The following is a 22,482-nucleotide window of genomic DNA, read 5'->3' on the forward strand; positions in this document are numbered from 1 at the left end:
GCAGCGAGCGTCGAAACCGCCCCTTCTGCCGTGTTACAGTGAGGGGCGTCCTGTGGGGCGTACTCGCACACGATGAGATTCTGGAGCCGGTCTCACAGCCTCCAGCGGAAGATCATCACGGCCATTGTGATGGTCGGCCTCCTCCCTTTGCTGCTTTCCCTGGGTTTGACCTACGTCGAAGAGCGTCGCGCGCTGCGCGAGACCATCGGCGCCAGCTTTAAAGAAGTGGCGATCGAGGCCGCCCGTCGCATTGAGATGCAGGTCACGCGTGGCGTAAACGAAGCGCAACAACTGGCCACGACGCCGTTCCTCAGGACGGCTGTGACCGAGTCAAACCGTTCCTATGTGGATAAAGATGAGCGAACGGTCCAGTCGATGATCCGCGATTGGCAGCAGCGTTGGCGGCAGCGTGACCGTAAGAGCGAATTTCCGCTGTTCATCAATCGGATTGTGACGAATTATCTGATCCGTTGGCATGACATCCGGAAGGCCGACTATGTCGGCATCTTCATCACCGACAACCGCGGGGCATTGGTGGTCAGCTCGATTCCCCAGGTCGAGTACTATCACGGGAAAATGACCTGGTGGCAATCGGTCGTGAAGAAGGGCGAAGGAAAGGTCTTCGTCAGCGATATCTTTTTTGATCCGTCCTTCGGCACCCATGTGGTCAACGTCTCGGCTCCCATTACGGATGATGAACAACATACGACAATCGGGGCCGTCACGGTGTTGCTGCGGCGGGACACACTGTTCCATTCCATATCGGAAGTCAGCGTGGGAAAGACCGGCCACGCCATGCTGTTCAACTCGGACGGAGCGCCGATTATGTGTCCGATTCTCGCTCCGGAAGAGCACAGCGTGACGCCGGAATTGGTGAATGCTATCAATTCAACACATGCCGGGTGGGTAACGGCGTCGAATGATTCACACGGAGGGAAGGACGCGCTTGTAGGATATGCGCCTGTCCGATTGGGAGACAGCCTGACGAAGGACAGTCTGGAGGGGAAACGCTGGATCACTTTCGTGCGGCAGGATCCGGAAGAATCCTTCGCGCCCTTATCCCGTCTGGTGCTGCGGGTCACCCTGTACGGCCTCTGTGTGTTGGCTGCTCTGTGGATCACGGGGTTGGTGGTCGCCAGGCGGATCGCTCGGCCAATCGGCTTGTTGCACGAGGGAGTGCGTGAGATTGGAAGCGGTCGATTGGATCAGCAGCTGAATCTGAAAACCGGCGATGAAATCGAGCACCTCGCCGACGCGTTCAATAAGATGGCATCAAATCTCAAGCATTCGTTCGGCCAAATCGAACAACGTATGGATGAAGTCAGGCGTCTCGAAGAAAAATATCGCGACTTGATTGAGAACTCGCCGGAAATGATCTGCACCCTTAACAACGCGGGACAGTTCGTGCATATGAACAAGACAGGGCTGGAAAAGTTAGGCTATGGGCTGGAGGACATGCTGGCCATGCGCCTGTGGGAGATCGTGCCCAAAGGTCGTGAACGCCAGGTATTAGCCTATCTTGAACAGTTGGTGTCTCACGGGCGCAGCACCATGGAAACCGTGTTCCTTGCCCGCGACGGCCGCACGATCGACGTAGAGATCCATGCGACCTCTCTATTTGAGCATGGAGGCGGTAAACTTATTCACTCTAGAGCGTTCGTGCGGGACGTGAGCGAGCGGCGCAGGCTGGAGGAGCAGATTCAGCGGTACACGACGCAATTGGAACAGGCCGTCAACGAGCGGACTCGCCAGCTCGTCGCCTCCCAGGAACGATATAAGGCGCTGTTCGATTTGGTGGCGGATTCAGTATTCATGATCGATGCGCAAGGGAGTGTCGTCGCGGTCAATAAACGTGAGGAGCAGGCATTGGGCTATACGGAGCAACGAGTTGTCGGCTGCAATATTCTGGACGTGGTGTTGCCTATCCATCATGCGGACATGACGGCGTTGCTCCAGACGGTCGCCGGGGGACAGCGCCAAATCTCCACGCAGGAGATCTCAGTGAGAGACGCGTTCGGCAAAGAGACGCCAGTCGAGATGGATCTGATCCTTGTGCGCGACAGCGAGCAATTGCTCATTATGGTGCAGTTGCGTGATATCACGGACCGCAAGCGTCTTGAGCGGCAAATGCAGACATACCAGCAGGAATTGGAAGTGAAAGTGCGGGAGCGGACGCGGGAGATCGAGGAGACGAAGCAGTATCTGGAGAACCTTCTGGAGAATGCCAACGACGTGATTTACACGCTGGATTCCGAACAATGCTTTACCTACGTGAACAGCAAGATTGAAGCGTGGGGATACAAGAAGGAGTCTTTGTTGGGACGGCCGTATCTTTCCTTGTTATCGAAACGCCATCGCGGGCGCCGCTTGAAATCGACATTGGATATCGGGATGAAGCAAGTGTACGAAGTCGAAGTGTTGACCCGAAGCGGAGAACCGCGTTTGGTGATGGTCAGTGTCTCGCCGCTTCACGGCGTGGACGGCGAAATTCTCGGTGTCCTGGGGATTGCCCGCGATATGACCGAGACCAAAAAACTTGAGCAACAGATCAGAAATTCCGAGAAATTGGCATCGGTCGGCAAACTCGCGGCCGGCGTCGCCCATGAGATCAATAATCCGCTCGGCGGGATTTTGAACTGTCTGTATAACCTTCGCAAAGGAACTCTGTCCGCCGCCAGGCAGGAGGAGTACGCCGCCTCGATGGAAGATGGACTGCGCAGGGTTCAGAAGATCGTCCGGCAGCTCTTGGACTTTTCTCAGCAATATGATCCGGAATTGGCGCTCTCCGATATCAATCAGGTCATTGAGCGAGTCTTGGTGCTCACGGATCATCTGTTCGTCCCTTCCCGCGTCGTCTTGGAAACGCAGTTATGTCGAGACATCCCCGGTTTGCTGATCGACCGGCATATGATGGAGCAAGTGTTGATGAATCTGATTCTGAATGCGGTTCAGGCCATGAAAGCCGGCGGCGTCCTGACGATCAAGACGTGGGTCAAAGAAGGATGCTGCTTGGTGGAGGTCAAGGATACCGGATGTGGCATCCCGGTGTCCGTGCTCCCGCGTATCTTTGACCCGTTTTTTACGACCAAGAACGAAGGAGAGGGCACCGGCTTGGGTCTTTCCGTCAGCCTGGGGATTATCGAACGCCATGGAGGAAAAATCTCGGTCGATAGCGAAGTCGGGCGGGGAACGAGGTTTATGCTTTCTCTGCCGTTGGCCAAAGACCGGTACACCATCGGAAAACTCTCATGAAGGGATTGCACGTTCTTATTATCGACGACGAACCTCTCATGCGCCTGTCCATGGTGGACGCCTTGGAAGGCGTCGGGTGTAAAGTTGTGGCCGCCGCCACCGGCACGGAGGGGATACGTGCGCTGAACAAGCGGGCATTGGACCTCGTAATTACCGACCTTCGATTGCCTGGAGCGGACGGCTTGGCGGTGTTGAAAGCGTGCAAGGAGCGTGATCCCAATATCGAAGTGATCCTCATCACCGCGCATGGCTCGGTGGATACGGCGGTGGGAGCCATCAAACTCGGCGCGTTCGATTATATTACGAAGCCGTTTCAGATGGATGAACTCCTTCTCATCGTGGAACGAGTGGGAAAAACGTTCGAGCTCCGCCGCGACAATGTCCGGCTCGATGAGGCGCTTGGAGAGGGATTCAGTTTCGGCGGCATCATCGGGCGCGACAAACGGATGCGGGCTATCCTGGACGACATCAAGCTCATCGCGGCCGCCGACTCGACCGTCCTGATTACGGGGGAAACCGGAACCGGCAAGGAGTTGGCGGCGAATGCTATTCATTTGAATAGCGCCAGAAAAGACAATGCGTTCGTCAAAGTAAGCTGCGGCGCATTATCGGAAGATCGATTGGAAGGCGAATTATTCGGGCATGAAAAGGGCGCCTTTCCCGGCGCCATGAGGCAACGGCGTGGTCGATTTGAACTGGCCGATAAGGGCACGGTCTTTCTGGATGAAATTGCCGAGGTCTCGGCCCGCCTGCAAGACAAATTGCTGGGTCTTCTCCAGGGGCGCCGGTTTATACGGGTCGGCGGGCTTGATCCGGTGGAAGTCGATGTTCGGATGATCTGTTCGACGCGAAAGGACCTCAAAGCGGAAGTATCCGCCGGCCGATTCAACGAGGATTTCTTTTCCCGGCTCCAGGCGGCGCAGATTATTATGCCGGCGCTGAGAGAACGACCGGACGACATTGTCGTGATCGCGCAAGCGGTGTCGCAGGATCGGTGCGCCCAATTGGGTAAAAGCCTGCACGGCTTTGCTCCGGCGGCCAAAGAGTTGTTGGACCGGTATTCTTTTCCCGGCAACGTGTGGGAATTAGAAACAATGGTGCGGCAGGCCGTCGAACGGGCGCAAGACGGTGAGGCGATTGAACCATGGGACTTATGCGGGCAGCGGCGCTGTCCATATCTCGGCGGGCCGATCCAGGAGGCCTGCGGATTTTGCCGTGAGAGACTGACGGGGGCAGCGCGACAGGGCGCGACCGGCTCATTCACGTCGTTAGTTGAGGCGCGAGATCGATTTGAGCATGACTATATCCAGGCGGCGATCGATAAGGCCGAAGGGAACCGCAGCAAGGCCGCTCAATTGCTGGGTCTATCCGAGGAAGCGTTGGACGAGAAATGCAGACGCTATAACGTCACGCCTGTTGGACAATCGTTCGACGGCGAAGGCCCGTAGGTCACTCCGCCGGCTCCGGTCCGCCTTCCCACAATTTCACGGTCCGGTCCCATGAAGCGGTAGCGAGCCTGCGTCCATTCGGCGAGAACGCCAAGCCACGGACGGGCCCGTCATGTCCCTTGAGGACGCGGATAGTCCTGCCGGTGGCGATTTCCCAAAATCTGACGGCATGGTCGTCACCGGCGCTCACCAGCACTTTGCCGTCGGGCGAGACGGCAAGTGCGCGGACCCAACCGGTATGGCCTTTGAGCACGCGCAGTTCCGTTGCGTCGGGCATCTGGAAGAACTTGATGGTCGTGTCGCGGCTGCCCGTAATGAGCAGCTTTGCGTCGGGCGTGAACGTCATTGCGCCGATCCAGAACTCCATCGGCTTTTGAAAGCCTCCGTCGTCCTCGATGAAATAACCCCTGGTTTCCGTAGAGTCCTCGGCGGATTCTTCCCAATGGCCGTTGTGCAGGACCTTCTCTTCGCCACTGGGAAGGACTTCCCAGATCTTGATTTTGCCGATATCGCTGCCGCTGGCCAAATGAATGCCGTCCGGCGAAAAGGCAACGCAGACGGACCAATGATGGTCATATTGGTCTTTGCCCAGAAGGGTCATGAGTTCCGTCCCGGTCGTCACTTCCCAGATCTTGATGTCCTTGTTGTGGCTTCCTCTGGCCAGCATCAAACCATCGGGTGAGAGGGAAAGACTGCACACATTGTGATCATAGCGGGTGAAGAGCAATTTCAATGGTTCGCCCGTCCTTGGATTCCAGAGTCGAATCGTCCGGTCTTCACTGCCGGTCGCCAGATGTTGGCCGTCGGGGGTGAAGGCAATGGCCCTGATATCATGGGTATGTCCACGAAGAGATCGGAGCAAGCGTCCGGTTTCGATGTCCCACATCCTCACATATCGATCGACCCCGCCGCTTGCGAGGGTCAGCCCGTCCGGCGCATAGGCCACAGTCCAGACACCGTGCGAGTGTCCGCGGAAGGTCTTGACCTCTCGTATGCCGGATTTCCAATGTTCGAGAAAATCTACGGCCGGCTGGTCTGAGCCGGGTGCCGCTCCATGAAGTCCGGGCATCGCAGCAGGTTGCGGTGTCGTCATTTGGTCAGCCATGTCGTCAATGTCCTCTCTTGCCTTACCGACCGGGAAAAGCTCCCGTCTGTTTGCAAATCAGATTTACAGGTTTGTATAATCCTCAGTCGCATCGAAGATCGTAAGAGAAGAAAAGCGATCAAGTCAAGGTCGCCTCGTCAGCGGTTGTTCCGATCTTTTCGCAAGAACCGGAGCGAGGATTCTTACCCACCCGATTGGCAATCCAGAGGTTAGACATGGAAATCCGTTTTCAACCTGCTCTGCTTCAAGAGGTCATCGACTCGTTTATCGAAAAGACAGAGCGGGAAGGCGATCCGACCTATTACAAAGAGTTTCATGAGCTCGCCGATCCGATTTACGAAAAGTACACGTTGGATGACCGGGAAGCCGAGTTTAAAAAGCTCTATCAGTATCTATTTGGCACATGGGGATTTTCCGATATCATTCGGGATGCGTTTAATGAATTTCCGGATTTAAAAGAGAAAGTCGGCATCGTGCTGGTCAAGGGTGTCCTGAAAGAGGACCAGGAGGGAGTCGATATCCTTCGGAAATGGGGTTCCGTCGAGCACGACTTGGCCAAGGAGTTTGAAGAAAAGGGGTTGAAGGGCGTCGGTATTAAGCTCATCCCGCGGCGATTTTACGATCCCGCCCTGACCCGATACTGCCGCCATGAATTGATGCATATCCACGATATGCTCGACCCTATATTCGCGTATGATCCCGATACCAAGGTGGGGCAGAACCCCGGCGAAGAAACGCTGATCCTGCATCGGTACAGGATTTTGTGGAACCTCAGTGTGGACAGCCGGCTCATCGGAGACGGCAAAGAGCCCATGCTGTCCAAGGAAGACCGGTTTAAAGAATTCCGGTCCTGGTATCGAAAAATCCCGCCTCCTCAACTGAAATCGGTATTCGAAGGTCTTTGGCAGACCGGATTCTTCACCCACTCCGAGCTGGTGGAAATGGCCACCGACACTCTGCGGGTGATGGACCGGGCCGTTGATGTGGAAGGCGGGGAAGTGCCCGAGACGACCAATAAGGTCATGTTGATGCCGGGGTTTCCCTGTCCCCTGTGCCGCTTCCCGACCTATACCTGGGTGGAAGATTTGGGAAACACGGTTGAAACCTATGTGCTGGACTTTATCCGCGAAAACCATCCGGGGTGGGATACGGAATTCGGAGCCTGCGACCGGTGTGTCGAAGTCTATAAACTTCGCGCCGACGGTGTCATGTAAGCGGAGTCTCGATGGCTGCTGATCCTACATATGGCCGGCGCGATTTCTTCAAGGATTCAGTCATTTCAGTGGCCAAGGCCGCCCATGAGTTTGTTAAACATAAAGACGCGCCGCGCGAGCAGGCTCCGCCGCCGGTTCGGACTGATTGGCTCAGGCCCCCGGGGGCAGTTGCGGAGTCTCTTTTTCTCGAACGCTGTACCCGATGCAGCGATTGTGCCAAGGCCTGTCCCCATGGAGCCATTATGTTTGATAAGCGGGACGGTTCGCCGGTAATTTTCCCAGATGTCGTCGCCTGTCAGTTGTGCGAGGATTTGCCTTGTATTGCCGCCTGTGAGACGGAAGCCCTTGTGGCTGTTGCGGATCGCCGCGACGTTCGCATGGGTCTGGCTCTGGTTTCTGAGCGTTCGTGCACGGCGGGACAGGGTTGCCATGCCTGCGTATCGCGGTGTCCGACCGATGCCTTATCGATGAATTTCGAGGACATGCGACTTGTCGTCGCCTCGGAGCGTTGTGTCGGGTGTGGCATATGTGAACAGATCTGCAAGACGGTGAATGATCGGCTCGCCATCAAAGTGACTCCAGTGCGTTGGTTGGCATCCGAGAGAAGGGCTTTGAGCGATCAGTAAGCCGCTGGAAAGGAGTTCATCATTGGAGAGTGCCGCAGCTAGGTGTAATCAATGTTTGTGACATTGTAAGTCGGAGGGACGAGTTCGTGCTTGACAAGACTTTTCCCTTTACCTATCATACGCGAACCTGTGCGAAGGTGCGGTGTGTTGCGCGGTTGTAGAAGAATGTGAAAACAGCGCCGGCGTAACCCATCGAGCGAGGAGCAAAATATACGTATGACACCGAAACATACAGTACAGGGTACCTCCCAGACCGCCAGTGCAGTGATTCCTCCCCAAGCAGTCGCCGTTAAAGATTCGCCCGCCGTAGAGCGAGCACTCAACCGCAGTAAAATGTATCTCTTGTTTTCCTGGAGTCTTCTCTACCCGGAGGACGAGGAATTTTTGGACTATTTGCAGTGCGGTGAGTTCGTCGAGGACGGCCGAGCGGCCCTTGAAGGGATGAAGGCGGCTCTTGATGGGCTAGGCGGAGAGCGTGCAAAGCAGAAAATCGCCAGTCTTCAAAAGCAGTTTGATCAGATTGAAAAGCTTGTGTCGGCTGAGTGCGTGAACTGGCAGTTAACCGATCTGCAATCCGAGCACCGCCGGGTATTCACCAACGTCATCACGCTTGATTGTCCGCCGTACGAAACCCTTTTCGGGAATGACCACGTCTTTGCCCAGTCCCACGTGATGGGTGATATCGCGGGGTTCTACAAGGCGTTTGGCGTCGAGCTTTCCAAAGACATCCATGAGCGACTCGATCACCTGAGCGTGGAATTCGAGTTCATGCATTTTCTGACCTACAAGGAATCGTATTCGCGTTGCCACGATGGAATTGAAAAAACTGATATCGTTGTCGAGGCACAAAAGAAATTTGTCAAGAATCATATTGGTCGGTGGGTTCCCTTATTCTGCCGGATGCTGGCCAAGAAGGCTGATTCAGGATTATTCAAACTGATTGCCGACTCCATGTCCGATTGGATGGATTTTGAGGTGGCCTTTCTTGGCGTGACGCCGCAGCCGTATTCTGAGGCGGACTACAGGCCGGCCACATTTAGCGCCCCTGAAGGGCAGACCTATGAGTGCGGCGCGCAAGACCAGGGCAACGAGCTCAGCATGTTGCTCAATGAGGTCGGCGCACAGTCCTTCCTGGAGAAGAAGGACAAGGAAGAGAAAGACGAAGGACCAGTCGGTAATGCATGATCCTTCGATCTGTTCTGGCGGTTGCTTGGCCTTTTTTGAGTAGTCATACGTTCACAGTTCTCATTATTATTAATCTTTTTAGAGGAGGAGGGCCTATAGTATGAGACTGGTGCAGACACGCAACAAAAGTTTGGTGTTTGGCATTCTGCTCTCTGCCCTAGTCGTCGGTATTATGATGACGATTGGGCAGGTGCCACTGGCGGTCAGCCAGCCGGTCACTATTCCGGCTAAGGCGATTAAAGGGCCGATCCCAATGGACGGTGCGAACCCGATCTGGGAAGGCGTACCTGGTGTCGTAGTTCCTCTAAGCGGTCAGTTGATCACGACGCCGATGCATCCGAATTTCTCGGTGAAGTCGGTATTTGTGAAGGCGGTTACCAACGGGAAGGAGATCGGCCTGCGCCTGGATTGGGCCGATCAGACGAAGAATGATACGGCGATCGGGCCGCAGGATTTCCGCGACCAGGCCGCTATCATGTTCCCGGTGAACACTTCCGGCGCCCCGCCATTTCAGTGTATGGGACAGTCCGGAGGCACCGTCAACATTTGGCGCTGGAACGCCGAATGGCAGAAGGATTTGGGCAAGGATAGCGCCGGTATCTGGGACGTGGATGATCAATACCCCGGCATTTTCTGGGATTATTATTTCGAAGAGCCTGCCGGCGGTGTGACCTATCCGGATCGTATCGGACGGAGCTTGGGCCCCTTCAATCCCGGCATTTGGTCCGGTAACATCATGTCCGATCCGACGTTGCGCGTGAGCTCCGTGGAGGATTTGAATGCCAATGGGTTCAGCACATTGACGACACAAGCGCATCAGGATGTGATCGGAAACGGCGTGTGGGAACCTGCCGGTTCGGTGAAGGGCGGTTGCTGCACCGGTCCAACCTGGCGGATTGTTGTGAAGCGTACGTTGGAGACCAGTGATGCCAATGACGTTCAATTTAAGGGCGGCGCGTCTGTGCCTATCGCGTTCGCGGTGTGGGACGGCTCCAACATCGAGCGCAACGGCATGAAGGCGTTATCTACCTGGTTTACGTTAAAGCTTCCGTGATGAAGTGACCCTTCACAGGGTCCCGTCGGAACGCCCAGATAGATAGAGAGTAGAGAAAGAAAGCCTCGGATCCGGTCACGGTAGGGTGGCCGCAATCCGGGGCTTTCTCTCTTTTTGCACGAGCGGGGTACACCGTCCTATGCCTGTGGACTACGAACAGAAGACAGTCGGGTTGAGTTGCTTTTGCGGAGGGGTGGAGTGTATAAAGCCTTGATGGCCGGTGGTCACTCCCTTCTGATCGTTTAATTCATTAAAGTATCTAAAGCATGAAGATTTCGTTGCTGTTTCCGCCGACGTGGCATCCATCCCAGCCGTATCTGAGCTTGCCTTCCTTGACCGGATTTCTCCGGCAAGCCGGTATCCAGAACGTGTCGCAACGCGATTTGGGGATCGAATTGCTTGATCGAGTATTGACTCGGTCGTATGGCGCGGATCTCTATCAGCGCTTGATCGAGAAGCAGCGCTTTTTAGAAAGACGAAGCGCCGCCGCCGAGACGGGGCCTGGCAGCGCCGAGCATCTGGCCCGCATCGTGGAATCGCTCGATCGATTCCCCTTTCTGATTGATCGCATCGAACCGGCAAAGGCAACACTGCGAAGTGAGGGGTTTTACGATATTGAAGCCTACCGGGACAGCCTGTTTTTGATTGATAAATGGCTTGAATTGCTTTCATCCCTCTATTTTCCGTCGAGGATGAGCGTCGTCGATAATCAGTTCGGGAACTATTCGATCTATTCGTCGAAGGATTTGATGAAGGTCATTCGGGATGAAGAACAAAATCCCTATATCGGGCTGTTCCGAGAGATTTTTTTGCCCTCCATCGTTTCGGACCAACCGGAATTAATCGGCGTCTCGATCACCGCGACTTCCCAGATTATTCCCGGTTTGACGCTGTGCCGTCTCATCAAGGAAACGGCCCCTCATCTGCATCTCACGATCGGCGGCAGTATTTTCACCCGCTTGGTGGATAATCTTCGCCGGTGCCCCAGTCTCTTTGATTTGACGGATGACTTTGTTGTGTTCGAGGGCGAGACGGCTTTGCTGGAACTGGTCAATCAAATGAGCGGTCGCCGGGACTTCAGCAAGGTTCCCAATCTGATCTATCGCCAGAACGGCAAGATCACGGTCAACCAGCCATTCTACTCCGAAAATATCAATCAATTGACAGCGCCGAATTATGATGGATTTCCGCTGGATCTGTACCTGTCCCCCGAGCCGGTCCTGCCGGTACAGTTTTCCCGCGGATGCTATTACAAGGATTGCGCGTTCTGCGCATTGACGTTGGACCATCAGAATTTTCGGCAGCGTGATCCGGGTAAGACGGTGGATGATCTTGAATGGCTGAAACAGCGGTACGGCGCGCAGTTCTTTTTTTTCACGGACGAGTGTTTTGCGCTGTCGCCTACTAAGCGCTTATGCCAACAGATGCTCGATCGCCGGTTGAACGCGAAGTGGACCTGCGAGCTTCGATTTGAAAAGAATCTGTCGCGCGAGCTCCTGACTCTTATGCGCGACGCAGGGTGCCAGAAGATCGTCTTTGGGTTGGAATCGTTCAATCAACGGGTGATGGACTTCATGAAGAAGGGCATCAAGCAGGAGTCGGTGCGCCGAATCACCGAGGATTGCATTGACCTGGGCATTGCCGTCCACTGTTATATCATCGTGGGATTCCCGACCGAGCGGGAAGAAGAAGCTCTCGAAACGATGAATTTCGTCGTCCAGAACAAGAAATTGCATGATTCCTACGGGTTTTCCTGTCAGCCTTGCTTGTTCGACCTTGAGAAGGAGGCGCCGATCATGAGCGACCCCGGGAGCTACGGGATCCGCCGAATCATGCGGCCGGCCGCCGAGGATCTCAGCCTCGGATTTTTCTACGAAGTGCAGGAAGGTATGACTCCGGTTCAGGCCGAGCAACTCTACCAACATGTCTACGAGAAGGTGAGCGAGGTCGTCTGCGAATTGCCCTTCAACTATTCGATGGCGGACGGACTGCTCTATATCGTTCGGTCAAAGGCTCAAGCCGCCCAGGTCCCTCAGCCCACTGGCTCTTAGTTCTCGATCGGCGGGTCCGCCCATCGAGATTTACCGACCTTCTCGACGTTGAATATGTTTTTGGGAGACGGCTATAATGTCACCTTGCACCTGGAGTGACACGTGGCAGCATTAGCTTTCTCCATTGAACGCGCTACGGGCCGGTTGAAGGATCAGGGGCTGCTGTTTGAATATACGATCAAACTTGTCGTCCTCACGGGGTTCTTTGAACTGATCCTCTATCGGCTCGTGTCCCGCTTGGGTATGCACCTGAGCAAGGTCGCGGCGGAGCATCCCTGGGTCGGCTCTACATTTCGGTTTCTCTCCTCCATCGGATTTGGGCTGCTGAACGTCGTCGCAATTTTTCTCTTCATTGCGATCGGCATGCTGTTGCTCAAGCGCGCGCGGCTGTATGGTCTCGCTGGTCTCAATATCATTACGGTCCCTTGCGTGGGGCTACTGCTGCTCCTGACCGTGGCCTTTCTCATCGTTCAACCGGCCATGCTGGGGTCTATTGTTTACAATGTCGTCAGCTTTATCACGCTTACCTGTTTGATGATCGAATATTTTCATGCGAATCCGGAGTGGATCTACCGGGTGATGGGAGCGACGTACTTTCTGGGTATTTCCGGTTGGCTTTACTATCAAATCTTTTCGACTACCTATGGTTGGCTTGGGTCGGTTGCTGCTCCACCGCTGGTGTATGAGATCAATCGAGCCGGTGAAGCCTTGATGGTGTTGGCCAGTATTCTGGTGTTCTGGGCGTATGGGCGGGGTGTTTCGTTCCGCAGCAGGAATAAACGGCAGCGCCGGCGGGCTATCTGGTTCTGGTCCGTGACCGGCGTCATCTTTTCAGGGTTGCTGTTCCTCGATTATATCCTGGAACTGTACAATCCTCCAATGGCGCATTCCATCAGAAAGGCCAGCGAAGGGATCGGATGGATCTTCCAAATGGGAATGGGCTACACGTTCTTTCTGCCGTTTGTTCTGTATGTAGCAGGCCTCTTATGTTGGGCCTATACGGTCATCAGACTGATGAGTATGGGACGCCTGGCCGGCTATGGGCTGGCCCTTATGTTTATCGCGGGATATGCGCTCCTTCTGTCCAATCTAACGATGATGGTCATTTTGGGGGTCATGCTGCTGACGATGGATCGGCAGCGGGGGGGCATTACAGAGCAGGCTTCAGTGACGAATGCGCCGTTGATTGGGACACGAGAGTCCCTCGCCGGCGGGCAACTTTAACTTTATTGGACGCATAAGGTCGCACGATGGAAGAACAACAACAGACATCCGCCACATCAGAGCAACAGGTCGGTGCCGCCGTTGATTCCGGTGATCAGCCATTGAACCCCGATGAAGAAATCATGGAGCTTGAAAAGCTCCTTGCCGCGGAGCCGGATGACTTCCAAGCCCGTTGCCGGCTGGGAGAACTGTATTTCAGCAAAGGGCGTATGGACGACGCGCTGACCGAAGTGAAAAAATCCATCGAAATGGCGGAGGGCCTTCGGGCGGAGATGAACCGGTCCCTGGCCATGTATTACTCGAATTTGGGCACGATTTACGCCACCAAAGGCATGATTGAAGAAGCGGAGGCGGAGTTCAAGCATGCGCTGGATGTCCATGCGTACGATGTCCTGGCCCTGTTCAATCTGGGCCGTGTGCAAGCGGATCGCAAGCAGTTCATGGACGCCAAAAGTTATTATGAGCGTCTGGTGGAAATCACCCCTGATGACCCGATCGCTTGGTATAACCTGGCCGGTGTCTATGTGGAACTCGACAATCCGCAGGTGTCGGATTACAACACCATGGACATGGCGATTCAATGCTATTTGCGGGTGCTCGAGCTCGACCCGAAACATTTGGAAGCCAGTTTCAAATTGATGGACATCGCCCTCAATCACAAAAAGACGGACTTGGCCATCAAAGTCATGGAAAGCGCCGTCGAACACAATCCCGACGAGCCGCTTGCCTACTATAATCTCATCAGCGTGTATGACAAGTGCAAGATGTTTGAACAGGCCGAACAGGCACGGAATCGGTTAAAGGAACGGTTTGCCAAAAAATCGAAAGAGCAAACGACAACCTGAATTACCGATAAGGAGATAACACCATGTTTGGAAGTCTGGGCTTTACAGAATTGATCCTGATCCTGTTTATTGTGTTGATCATTTTTGGCGCGGGGAAACTGCCTCAGTTGGGCGAGGGTTTTGGCAAGGCCATCAAGGGGTTCAAGAAATCCGTTCATGAGGCGGATGCAATTGAAGCGGAAGCCCAGGCGCATGCCCAACAAGAAGCGCAGGCGACCGCGCAGGCATTGCCTCCACAATCCTCTGTAACGCCGACCACAGGCAACGTCGCCTCCCAGCCGGTCTCGCATGCGTAACGCAGGCGCCGAGCTGATCATGAAGAACACAGGTCTATAAATGGAAGCCGAGCTACAGTTATCCACAGGCTATATTGAGACTTTCGCAGGCAATGGAAAGGCCCGCAGTACGGGAGACGGCAAGCGGGCAGTCAAGGCCGGTATTCCGCTTCCGCACCATGTCGCGTTGGATAAAGAGGAACGGTGGCTCTATTTTGCGGAGTCGGGATCGGACAGGGTCAGGAGAGTCAATCTCGCGGAAGGTACGGTGCACAATTTCGCAGGCATCGGCGAGACCTGCTACAGTGGTGACAGCGGCCCTTGCGGCGAAGCGGGTCTGTATCTACCGCTCGATGTCGCGTTCGACTCCAACAATGATCTGTATATTTGCGATTCCGGCAGTAATCGCATTCGCAAGGTTGATCATGAGACCGGGATCATCACCACCGTGGTCGGAAGCGGCCAGCATGGGTTCAACGGAGATGGGCCGGCGCTGGAAGTTAATCTGACATGGCCGGCCGCCATTGCATTCGACAAAGACGACATCCTGTACATTGCCGATACGCAGTCGCACCGCATCAGGCGCTTCGATCACCGGACCGGACTGGTCGAGACTATCGCGGGCGTATGGACCAGCGAGGACGATGCGCGCGAGCAACCGTTGGTGGCCAGGAATCTGGTTGTGCTCTCCGGCGATGCGATCGGGATTGATTTCAGTGATGACAACGGTTGGCTGATGCCGGTGTGCTCGGATGGTCTCAATTTGTCCATGTATTTGGATGACGGCCGCTCGGCCATGGACGCGCGCTTGTACGATATTGTCGGGCTCGGAATCGATGAACAAGGCGATGTATACCTTGTCGACAAGGGAAGCAATCGGGTCCGAAAGATCGACCGGAACACCGGCGTCATTTCAACGCTGGCGGGAGTCTGTCGCTATGGATTCGACGGCGACGGCAAGCCCGCCGCCAAATCTATGCTCCATGCGCCGGAAGCCGTGGTATTCGACCGTCAGAATCATGCCTATATCTCCGACACGGGCAACCACCGGGTGCGTAAGGTCGATCATCGAACCGGCCTCATGACCACGGTCGCCGGAAATGGCGACAGCGGATACGAGGACAAGAACATGGGCGGCTGCGGAGCCGCGCGATTTGTTGCGAAGGACGCTGCCGGACAAATCAAGCACGGCGACGGGTTGACCGCGGTGGAGGCGGTGGTCAATGCTCCGGTCGGCTTGACGCTCGATCGGCAGGGACATTTGTATATCTGTGAACGAGGCGAGAATAAGATCCGCCGCGTGCGATTATGGTAGAGCACGTATGAGCATCGATGAACCGATCGAGCGGCGGCGGCGAGACCGTAAATGTTTTGATGTGCTCGAGGGCGCCGCATGGTGCGAATGACTGTCGTTTGCCGATCCCGCCCGGCTCTTGTTTCATTCCTCTTTATGGTCGTGGTCGGTGCATTTGTGGTCGGCGGCCTGGGTATTCCCATTGTGAGCTCGGAAGGTATGATCATCCGGGCGCAGTGGATCAACGGTGACGTACCTGTTACACCGGAGGACCCCGCATGGCAGAAAATACCGCCGATGACCTTGCCGTTGAGCGGGCAAATCATCACGCGTCCCGTGTGGCCGGAGCCCACCGCACGGGCCTTAAGCGTTCGTGCGGTTCATAACGGCGTCGATATCGCTTTTCTGCTCGAATGGCAGGACAACACCCGAAACGATCGCCTCACTCCCGGGACGTTTCGAGACGGCGTTGCATTAGGGCTGCCGCTCGGCGATGCACCGGCATTCTTCTGCATGGGGCAACTGGACCACTACATCAATATTTGGCATTGGAAGGCTGATTGGCAAAGCGATATTGATCGTCGTGCCTCCAGAGCGGGAGAAAAGGAAAAGGGTGGTTCATCGGAGCCGCGTAGGTTCGAAGTGATCCCGCGCCGGGCGTCATCGGTCGAGGATTTGATTGGCGGTGGATTCAGCACGCTGACGACGAAAGAAAAGCAAGGGCGGATCCAAGGGAAGGCTACGTGGAAGGACGGAACCTGGCATGTGGTGATGCGGCGGCCATTATCCAGCGAAGAACAGGAAAACGAGGCGAAGCTTGTGCCGGGACGGATTCAGACGGTGTCGTTTGCCGTATGGAACGGAGAGAACAAGGAGCGGAACGGACAAAAGGCCATTGCACCGTGGTTCCAATTGGCATTGGACCCGGTCGCCAAACTCTAGCCGCCGGCCCGGTCTCAAAGACCGACATGATAAGCGCCGGTGATGGGGCGCAGCACTTGGAGGTTGTCTCGAAACAGCGCCGATTCAATGCTCAAAAAGCCCTCCCGTTTGGAAGGGCTTTTTTTGTGTGGGCATGCGTCTGTCTCATTCTCGGTTCCGGGTTGTCCCCGACCCTCCTTCATGCCGAAAAACGGAATGGAGAAATGACGGTGGACGAAGCGGTTCGTCTGGGCGAGGAATTCGGAATTGCCGTCGGTGAAGTGGACGAAGAGATTCAAAAAGAACTGAATCTCCAGAAGCCCGAGGGCGTCGCCGTGTTCGAAGTGATCGGCAATTCCCGAGCCGATTACGCGGGTATTAAGGTGCGGTCGGTCATCAAAGAGATCGACAAGCAGGAAGTCCGGTCGATGCTCGATTTCGGCAGAGCGCTCAAGCGTGCGATGCCGGAGTGCAATTTCACGGTCGGGACGTATGAGCCCGCCGACCCCGGCGATCCGGTAGGATGGGGGGTGAATTTTCATTTCGTCGGCTGCAAGCGAGACTGATCGGGACGGAACGGTATGCGGGAGGCGTCGGCAGGTATGCAAAAATGGGTGGTCGGGGTGTTACTCTGCCTGCTGATCGGGGTGAACGTCTTTTTTCATGAGCGTGCCATCGCGCAGAAGTCCGACGGTCAGGCGCCTGCCGATTGGGTTGCCGAGATTGAAAAGATTTTTATTCGCTCGGAGGATTGCAAACAGTGCCATGATCGGCATTACGAAGAATGGAAGGGAATACGGGAGCAGACACCAGATCTTAAGACTTTCGGCCGCGTCGATGCCGCCTTACTGCACGGGACGGCGTTTGAGTCGCCGGTCTTCCGCACCGTCCTCGGTCTTTGGTTGCAGACCAAACCTACCGCCGAAGAGAAACAACGATGCCTCTCTTGCCATGCGCCGTCAGTCACCGTCTTCCCGCAGTATGTGGATAAGATTACCGAACAAGTTCTATCCGGGAAGCCACAGGTCGAAGGAATCGGGTGTGCGTCCTGCCATTTGATCAACGGCGTGGAGAATACGCAGCAACCGCCACCCACCTATAAATTGAAGCCGGGTGAATTGCTTTATGGCCCCTATGCCGACCCGGAGGAGAATTTGGTTCACCCCGCCGCGCAGTCAAGCCTGTATCGCGGGGCGAATTTTTGCGCATCCTGCCATTTTGATAAGGTGAAGGATGTGACGCAGCAGGAGCTTCCAGGGGAAATCCTGCAAGGCACGATTTGCCAGGATTGCCACATGGAACCATCGACCGGCAGTTCGACATCCAAGCGCGGAGCGATGACACGGTCGATCGGACGGCATTGGTTCCGCGGGGTTGTAATTCCGGGGACGCTGCTCAAGAATCGCAATCTTCAGGCTGAATGGATGCCGAGAATCGACCTTGATGTGTCATCCTCTTCCTCAGGCGTAGACGGCACGGTGCTGGTTAAAATCGGCAGCCTGCCGCATAGCTTTCCGGACGGTGACCCGGTGTTGAAGCAGTTTTTTATTTCGATCGTAGTCAAGAATGCTGAGGGCAAATCTCTCGGCGAACAGACGAAGCATTTCGGCCTTCCTTACGATAAAATTCTGCGCGGTCCGATTCCGGATCCTTTTATTAAGGGTGGAAATACTCGGCGTGTGCCGTTTTCACAAGCCTTACCGCCTGGTTCTTCACCGGCCACGATTGAGGTGGTCTTGACCTATGCGCTCATTCCCGAACCGGACCAGGCCTTGAAGGAGCAATATCTGGCTTCCCTTTCCGAGGATAAGGCCAGGCAGACTGCCCGAAAGATTATCGACGAATATGTTCAGCCTCGTGTATTGACCTACCGGGTTAAGGCGCTGTGAGCCGATGGCGCACATGCACTTCAGTCTCGTAAGAACGGCAAGGAGAGGATAGTTCGGTGAAAATGCATCGACGACTGCTCATGGTGGGGGGGCTTGGCTTGGTCCTATGCGGCGCAATCGTTCTGACATATCAGGAGCCGGCAAGCCTGGCGCAGGGAACGAAGTCCCAGGCTATAATCGAAAAGGCCTTTCCCAATTCGAGCAAATGCAAACGTTGTCATGAACGAGTCTTTGAAGAATGGGAAACCTCGCCGCTCTCGCGTTCCATCCATACCCCGACTTTTCGAGCCGCACTCGATCAATATCTCAACGCGTTCGGCGGCAAAGACAAAGCCTTGTGTTTTCGGTGCCACGCGCCTCATGTGCGCGAATTCGCGGACCAAGCCCAATTGTTTGTGGACCAGGCGCAGTCGGGAGAACCATTGCTTGATGGAGTTGCCTGTGTGCAATGTCATTTGATCAAGCAAGTGGATCGCACGAAGCACCCCCCGGAGCCGAAATATGATGTCGGCAGCAAGACAATGTATGGTCCCTATAAAGACTTTGCGCAGAATCTGGCGCACCAATCGATGGACCTGGATCTGTTTCGTAAATCCGATTTATGCCTGAATTGCCATCAATCCGTCCCGGCCGCCGCAAATCTCGGCCAGAGCAACGACCTACTCGGCAATTGGGATCAAAGCAAAGCGGTGAAATCGGGCAAGGAATGCCAGACGTGCCATATGCCCGAGCAAGTCGCGGAATCGGCGAACGGAGAAAGTAAGCGAAAGGTAGCCAATCACACGTTTCCCGGCCGCATTGGAAAACTGAGGCAGGAAGCGGCAAAACTGGAAGTCGTCACCAAGGTCGAGGGAGAGAAGACCACCGTGGCGGTCACCGTCCGTAGCCTGGTGCCGCACAATCTTCCCACGACTCATCCAGGATGGGCCAGCGTCGTGCTGAATCTGGAGATCAAAGGCAAGAATCTCAAAACCGTATTCAGCGACAAGCGCGTCTACGGACGGTCCTATGCGGACGCCAAGGGACAACAGACCGTCTTCGATTTCGAAGCCGTCAAAGTGCTCAACGATACGGTCCTGAAGCCGGAAGAGAAACGAGTCGAAACCTTCAGCTTCCCTACGCCGAAGGACACCAAAACATTTGATGTGGAGGCCACGCTGAGTTATGCCGCGGTCACAGGTCCGGCCTCATTCCTTCAGCGTATTGAAGCCGAGTCAAGCAAGGGCGCGCAGGATCCGGTGTTCCAGCCGATTGAAATCGTCAAGTTCTCAGAAAACATTCCGGTCGTGAAATAGCGCGGTTAATCTCTCACAAAACGCATTTCGCCCGACATGCCGGCTGACGCTTAAGCGAGGAGCACGCTATCTCACCAACCAGGTTGATTTCTATTCGGCGATGATGCGCGAGCCGGGTGATTTCATCTTGAAGATCTGAATGGCGGCGTAGATTCCTTTGGCGGGATGGTTGAGGATGAGGCGGGAATTCGTGACATGCGTGTCGATCAATTCATATTGCCCGCCGCTGTAGTAGATGTCGCAGTCATCAATGGAACAATTCTTATAGACGTGATTGTCGAGCGAGAGCTTCGCCTTGTTGAGCGTCTGCCCGTCGATCACGATATATTCCGGTGCCAGCCCCATGTGGTCTCCGGACCGGACTATAGCAAAGTCTGATCGGGTCCGCAAACCGATGCTTCACCTGGCAATGGACCCCATGCTGCCATCGCGCGCGCTCTTTCTCAAGCGGCTTCTACGTATAGCCAATTCTGCTGTCTCTTGTATGAACCATGGCGCCGCTCTCCCGCGCCGATTATCTCAGTAGCCGAAGGGGGCTGCTTATCCGCTTCGCCTTCTTTCGTCTTGATACTCTTTGATCATCCGTATAAAATGGCCCAATTTTTCCGTCGGTTATCTGCAGATTGAATCGTGCCAACCCTGCGGACTCTTCCATTTGGAAATGGATTTTTGATGGATTGAAGGGAGGGAGAACGTGTGGAATCAATTCCCCTCAGGAACAGAAGGAGCGACCTGTGAGTGACTCAGCAATTATTACGTTTGCCTTGATCGCGGCGGCTGCGGGTATCGCTTATGGCCTGTATCTCGCCATGTGGGTGTTTAAACTGGATGCGGGCAATCAAAAAATGCAACAGATTGCCAAAGCGATTCAAGAAGGGGCCGCCGCATATATGAACCGGCAATACCGGACGGTCGGGATCGTCGCGGCGGTGTTGTTTGTCGTGCTGTGGGGAGCGGGAGCAGTCTCCGATAAATTCGGCCTGCTGACCGCAATCGGGTTTCTGATCGGCGCCGGCGCCTCGGCGCTAGCCGGGTATGTCGGCATGATCATTGCCGTCCGGGCGAATGTGAGGACGGCGCAGGCCGCGCATAAGGGTATGAATGAGGCCTTGACCGTGGCGTTCCGCGGAGGAGCGGTGACTGGCCTGCTGCTGATCGGCTTGGGATTGCTTGCCATCACGGGCTTCTATGGGCTTGCCGAATCAATGGCCGGTCAAGAAAAGGCAATTCATGCGTTGCTGAGTCTGGGATTCGGTGGCAGCCTGATCTCGGTCTTCGCGCGCGTGGGCGGTGGGATTTACACGAAGGCTGCGGATGTCGGCGCCGATTTGGTCGGGAAGGTGGAGGCGGGAATCCCCGAAGATGATCCCCGCAATCCGGCGGTAATCGCGGACAATGTGGGAGACAACGTCGGCGACTGCGCCGGGATGGCGGCGGATCTTTTCGAAACCTATGCGGTGACCACGGTCGCGGCGATGGTGCTGGCCTTTACGTTGTTTAAAGGTCAAAGCGCGCCGATCTTATATCCGCTCGCACTGGGTGGCGTGACGATCTTTGCGACGATTATCGGCATCCTGTTCGTGAAAGTGAGCCCGGGCGGTGAAATTATGCCGGCTCTCTACAAGGGGCTTTTTGTGGCTGGCGGGCTGGCGGCCGTGGCCTTTTTCCCAATCACGACCAAGATCATGGAGGATGTGGGCGGGGTGAGCGGCCTGAGTTACTATGCTGCGGCGCTCATGGGACTGGCGGTCACGCTGGCGTTGGTATTTATCACCGACTATTACACTTCGAAAAGCTATGCCCCCGTGAAGGATATCGCAAAGGCAAGCGAAACCGGCCATGCGACGAATATCATCGCAGGCCTCGCGGTCGGCATGCAGGCGACCGCTTGGCCGGTGGTCGTTATCGGGGCCGCCATTCTCGGTAGCTTTTTGATCTGTGGCGGCGCGGCGTCGGGTGGTCTGTACGGCGTGGCGGTCGCGGCTGTCTCAATGTTGTCAATGGCCGGAATCGTGGTGGCGATCGATGCATTCGGCCCCATTACGGACAATGCCGGCGGTATTGCCGAAATGGCTCACCTGGGTAGTGAAGTTCGAAACATCACAGACCCTTTGGATGCCGTCGGTAATACGACGAAGGCCGTGACAAAAGGCTATGCGATCGGCTCCGCCGGTTTGGCGGCGGTGGTCTTGTTTGCGGAGTTTGCGCGGGAGGTGGCAAAGGGAAGCACGGCAGGCGCTACAAGTGCCTTTGATCTCTCGAATCCCTTTGTGCTCGTCGGGTTGTTTCTTGGCGGGATGTTGCCGTTTATTTTCGGCGCTTTGTGCATGAAGGCGGTGGGGCAAGCGGCCGGCTTGGTGGTGGAAGAAGTTCGGCGGCAATTCCGGACCATTAAAGGTATTATGGAAGGCACGGGAAAGCCGGAATATGGCACCTGCGTGGATATTGTGACACAGGCGGCGATCAAAAAAATGATGGTCCCGGGACTGATTCCTGTCGCGGCCCCCATCCTGGTCGGCGCGGTTCTTGGCCCGCAGGCGCTCGGCGGGGTGCTGGTCGGCAGTATCGTCACCGGTTTGTTCGTGGCGATTTCCATGACGAGCGGCGGCGGGGCTTGGGATAATGCCAAGAAATACATCGAAGAACAGGGCAAGAAAGGGTCTGAGACGCATAAGGCGGCCGTCACCGGTGATACAGTCGGTGATCCTTACAAGGATACGGCCGGTCCGGCGATCAATCCCATGATCAAGGTCATCAACATTGTAGCGTTGTTGATCGTGTCCTTAATTGTTGGTTGAGCCTGT

18 protein-coding genes are annotated in these 22,482 nt (G+C 55.4%); 16 read left to right on the plus strand and 2 right to left on the minus strand.

The window, feature by feature from the left end; translation table 11 throughout:
* Positions 1–72 precede the first annotated feature (72 nt).
* Both ACWGXE_RS05980 and ACWGXE_RS05985 read left to right on the plus strand, forming a co-directional pair.
* A complete protein-coding gene (locus ACWGXE_RS05980; RefSeq protein WP_447602116.1) occupies positions 73–3,252 on the plus strand; it encodes a PAS domain S-box protein in 3,180 nt (1,059 codons plus the stop codon).
* Positions 3,249–4,700 carry a sigma-54-dependent transcriptional regulator gene (locus ACWGXE_RS05985; RefSeq protein WP_447602118.1) on the plus strand — a complete coding sequence of 484 codons (1,452 nt, stop codon included), beginning with the start codon at positions 3,249–3,251 and terminating at the stop codon, positions 4,698–4,700. The genes ACWGXE_RS05980 and ACWGXE_RS05985 overlap by 4 nt, the downstream gene beginning before the upstream one ends.
* Before the next feature lies 1 nt (position 4,701).
* On the opposite strand, the gene ACWGXE_RS05990 is transcribed toward ACWGXE_RS05985, so the two are convergent.
* On the minus strand, positions 4,702–5,805 hold the full coding sequence (locus ACWGXE_RS05990) for a WD40 repeat domain-containing protein (RefSeq protein WP_447602120.1): 1,104 nt from the start codon (positions 5,803–5,805) through the stop codon (positions 4,702–4,704).
* Between the two features lie 215 nt (positions 5,806–6,020).
* On the opposite strand from ACWGXE_RS05990, the gene ACWGXE_RS05995 reads away from it, so the two are divergent.
* From ACWGXE_RS05995 to ACWGXE_RS06055, 13 genes are all read left to right on the plus strand, one after another.
* Positions 6,021–7,019: a hypothetical protein gene (locus ACWGXE_RS05995; RefSeq protein WP_447602121.1), complete on the plus strand. Its 999-nt coding sequence runs from the start codon at positions 6,021–6,023 to the stop codon at positions 7,017–7,019.
* A gap of 11 nt (positions 7,020–7,030) precedes the next feature.
* Positions 7,031–7,645 carry a 4Fe-4S dicluster domain-containing protein gene (locus ACWGXE_RS06000; protein WP_447602123.1) on the plus strand — a complete coding sequence of 205 codons (615 nt, stop codon included), beginning with the start codon at positions 7,031–7,033 and terminating at the stop codon, positions 7,643–7,645.
* Between the two features lie 441 nt (positions 7,646–8,086).
* A complete protein-coding gene (locus ACWGXE_RS06005; RefSeq protein WP_447602124.1) occupies positions 8,087–8,830 on the plus strand; it encodes a TorD/DmsD family molecular chaperone in 744 nt (247 codons plus the stop codon).
* 100 nt (positions 8,831–8,930) lie between these two features.
* On the plus strand, positions 8,931–9,884 hold the full coding sequence (locus ACWGXE_RS06010) for an ethylbenzene dehydrogenase-related protein (protein ID WP_447602126.1): 954 nt from the start codon (positions 8,931–8,933) through the stop codon (positions 9,882–9,884).
* A gap of 266 nt (positions 9,885–10,150) precedes the next feature.
* The gene (locus ACWGXE_RS06015) at positions 10,151–11,935 is read left to right on the plus strand and encodes a B12-binding domain-containing radical SAM protein (protein WP_447602127.1); all 1,785 of its coding nucleotides are present in this window, start codon (positions 10,151–10,153) and stop codon (positions 11,933–11,935) included.
* 102 nt (positions 11,936–12,037) lie between these two features.
* Positions 12,038–13,159: a hypothetical protein gene (locus tag ACWGXE_RS06020; RefSeq protein WP_447602129.1), complete on the plus strand. Its 1,122-nt coding sequence runs from the start codon at positions 12,038–12,040 to the stop codon at positions 13,157–13,159.
* Positions 13,160–13,185: 26 nt separating this feature from the next.
* Positions 13,186–14,004: a tetratricopeptide repeat protein gene (locus ACWGXE_RS06025; RefSeq protein WP_447602131.1), complete on the plus strand. Its 819-nt coding sequence runs from the start codon at positions 13,186–13,188 to the stop codon at positions 14,002–14,004.
* Between the two features lie 23 nt (positions 14,005–14,027).
* Positions 14,028–14,300, plus strand: coding sequence for a twin-arginine translocase TatA/TatE family subunit (gene tatA, locus ACWGXE_RS06030; RefSeq protein WP_447602132.1), 273 nt, complete (start codon positions 14,028–14,030; stop codon positions 14,298–14,300).
* A 40-nt stretch (positions 14,301–14,340) separates the two neighbouring features.
* The gene (locus tag ACWGXE_RS06035) at positions 14,341–15,594 is read left to right on the plus strand and encodes an NHL domain-containing protein (RefSeq protein WP_447602134.1); all 1,254 of its coding nucleotides are present in this window, start codon (positions 14,341–14,343) and stop codon (positions 15,592–15,594) included.
* A gap of 78 nt (positions 15,595–15,672) precedes the next feature.
* Positions 15,673–16,515: an ethylbenzene dehydrogenase-related protein gene (locus tag ACWGXE_RS06040; RefSeq protein WP_447602136.1), complete on the plus strand. Its 843-nt coding sequence runs from the start codon at positions 15,673–15,675 to the stop codon at positions 16,513–16,515.
* Between the two features lie 26 nt (positions 16,516–16,541).
* Positions 16,542–17,060, plus strand: coding sequence for a hypothetical protein (locus ACWGXE_RS06045; protein WP_447602138.1), 519 nt, complete (start codon positions 16,542–16,544; stop codon positions 17,058–17,060).
* 36 nt (positions 17,061–17,096) lie between these two features.
* Positions 17,097–18,383 (plus strand): multiheme c-type cytochrome, encoded by a 1,287-nt coding sequence (locus ACWGXE_RS06050; protein WP_447602139.1) that lies wholly within the window; start codon positions 17,097–17,099, stop codon positions 18,381–18,383.
* A gap of 62 nt (positions 18,384–18,445) precedes the next feature.
* Positions 18,446–19,678: a multiheme c-type cytochrome gene (locus ACWGXE_RS06055; RefSeq protein ID WP_447603876.1), complete on the plus strand. Its 1,233-nt coding sequence runs from the start codon at positions 18,446–18,448 to the stop codon at positions 19,676–19,678.
* Between the two features lie 90 nt (positions 19,679–19,768).
* Here ACWGXE_RS06055 and ACWGXE_RS06060 read toward each other — a convergent pair whose 3' ends face one another.
* On the minus strand, positions 19,769–20,023 hold the full coding sequence (locus ACWGXE_RS06060; RefSeq protein WP_447602141.1) for a hypothetical protein: 255 nt from the start codon (positions 20,021–20,023) through the stop codon (positions 19,769–19,771).
* Positions 20,024–20,412: 389 nt separating this feature from the next.
* Between ACWGXE_RS06060 and ACWGXE_RS06065 the strand changes: the two genes are divergently transcribed.
* A complete protein-coding gene (locus ACWGXE_RS06065) occupies positions 20,413–22,476 on the plus strand; it encodes a sodium-translocating pyrophosphatase (protein ID WP_447602143.1) in 2,064 nt (687 codons plus the stop codon).
* Positions 22,477–22,482 lie beyond the last annotated feature (6 nt).

The organism is Nitrospira sp. Nam80 (assembly GCF_965152575.1).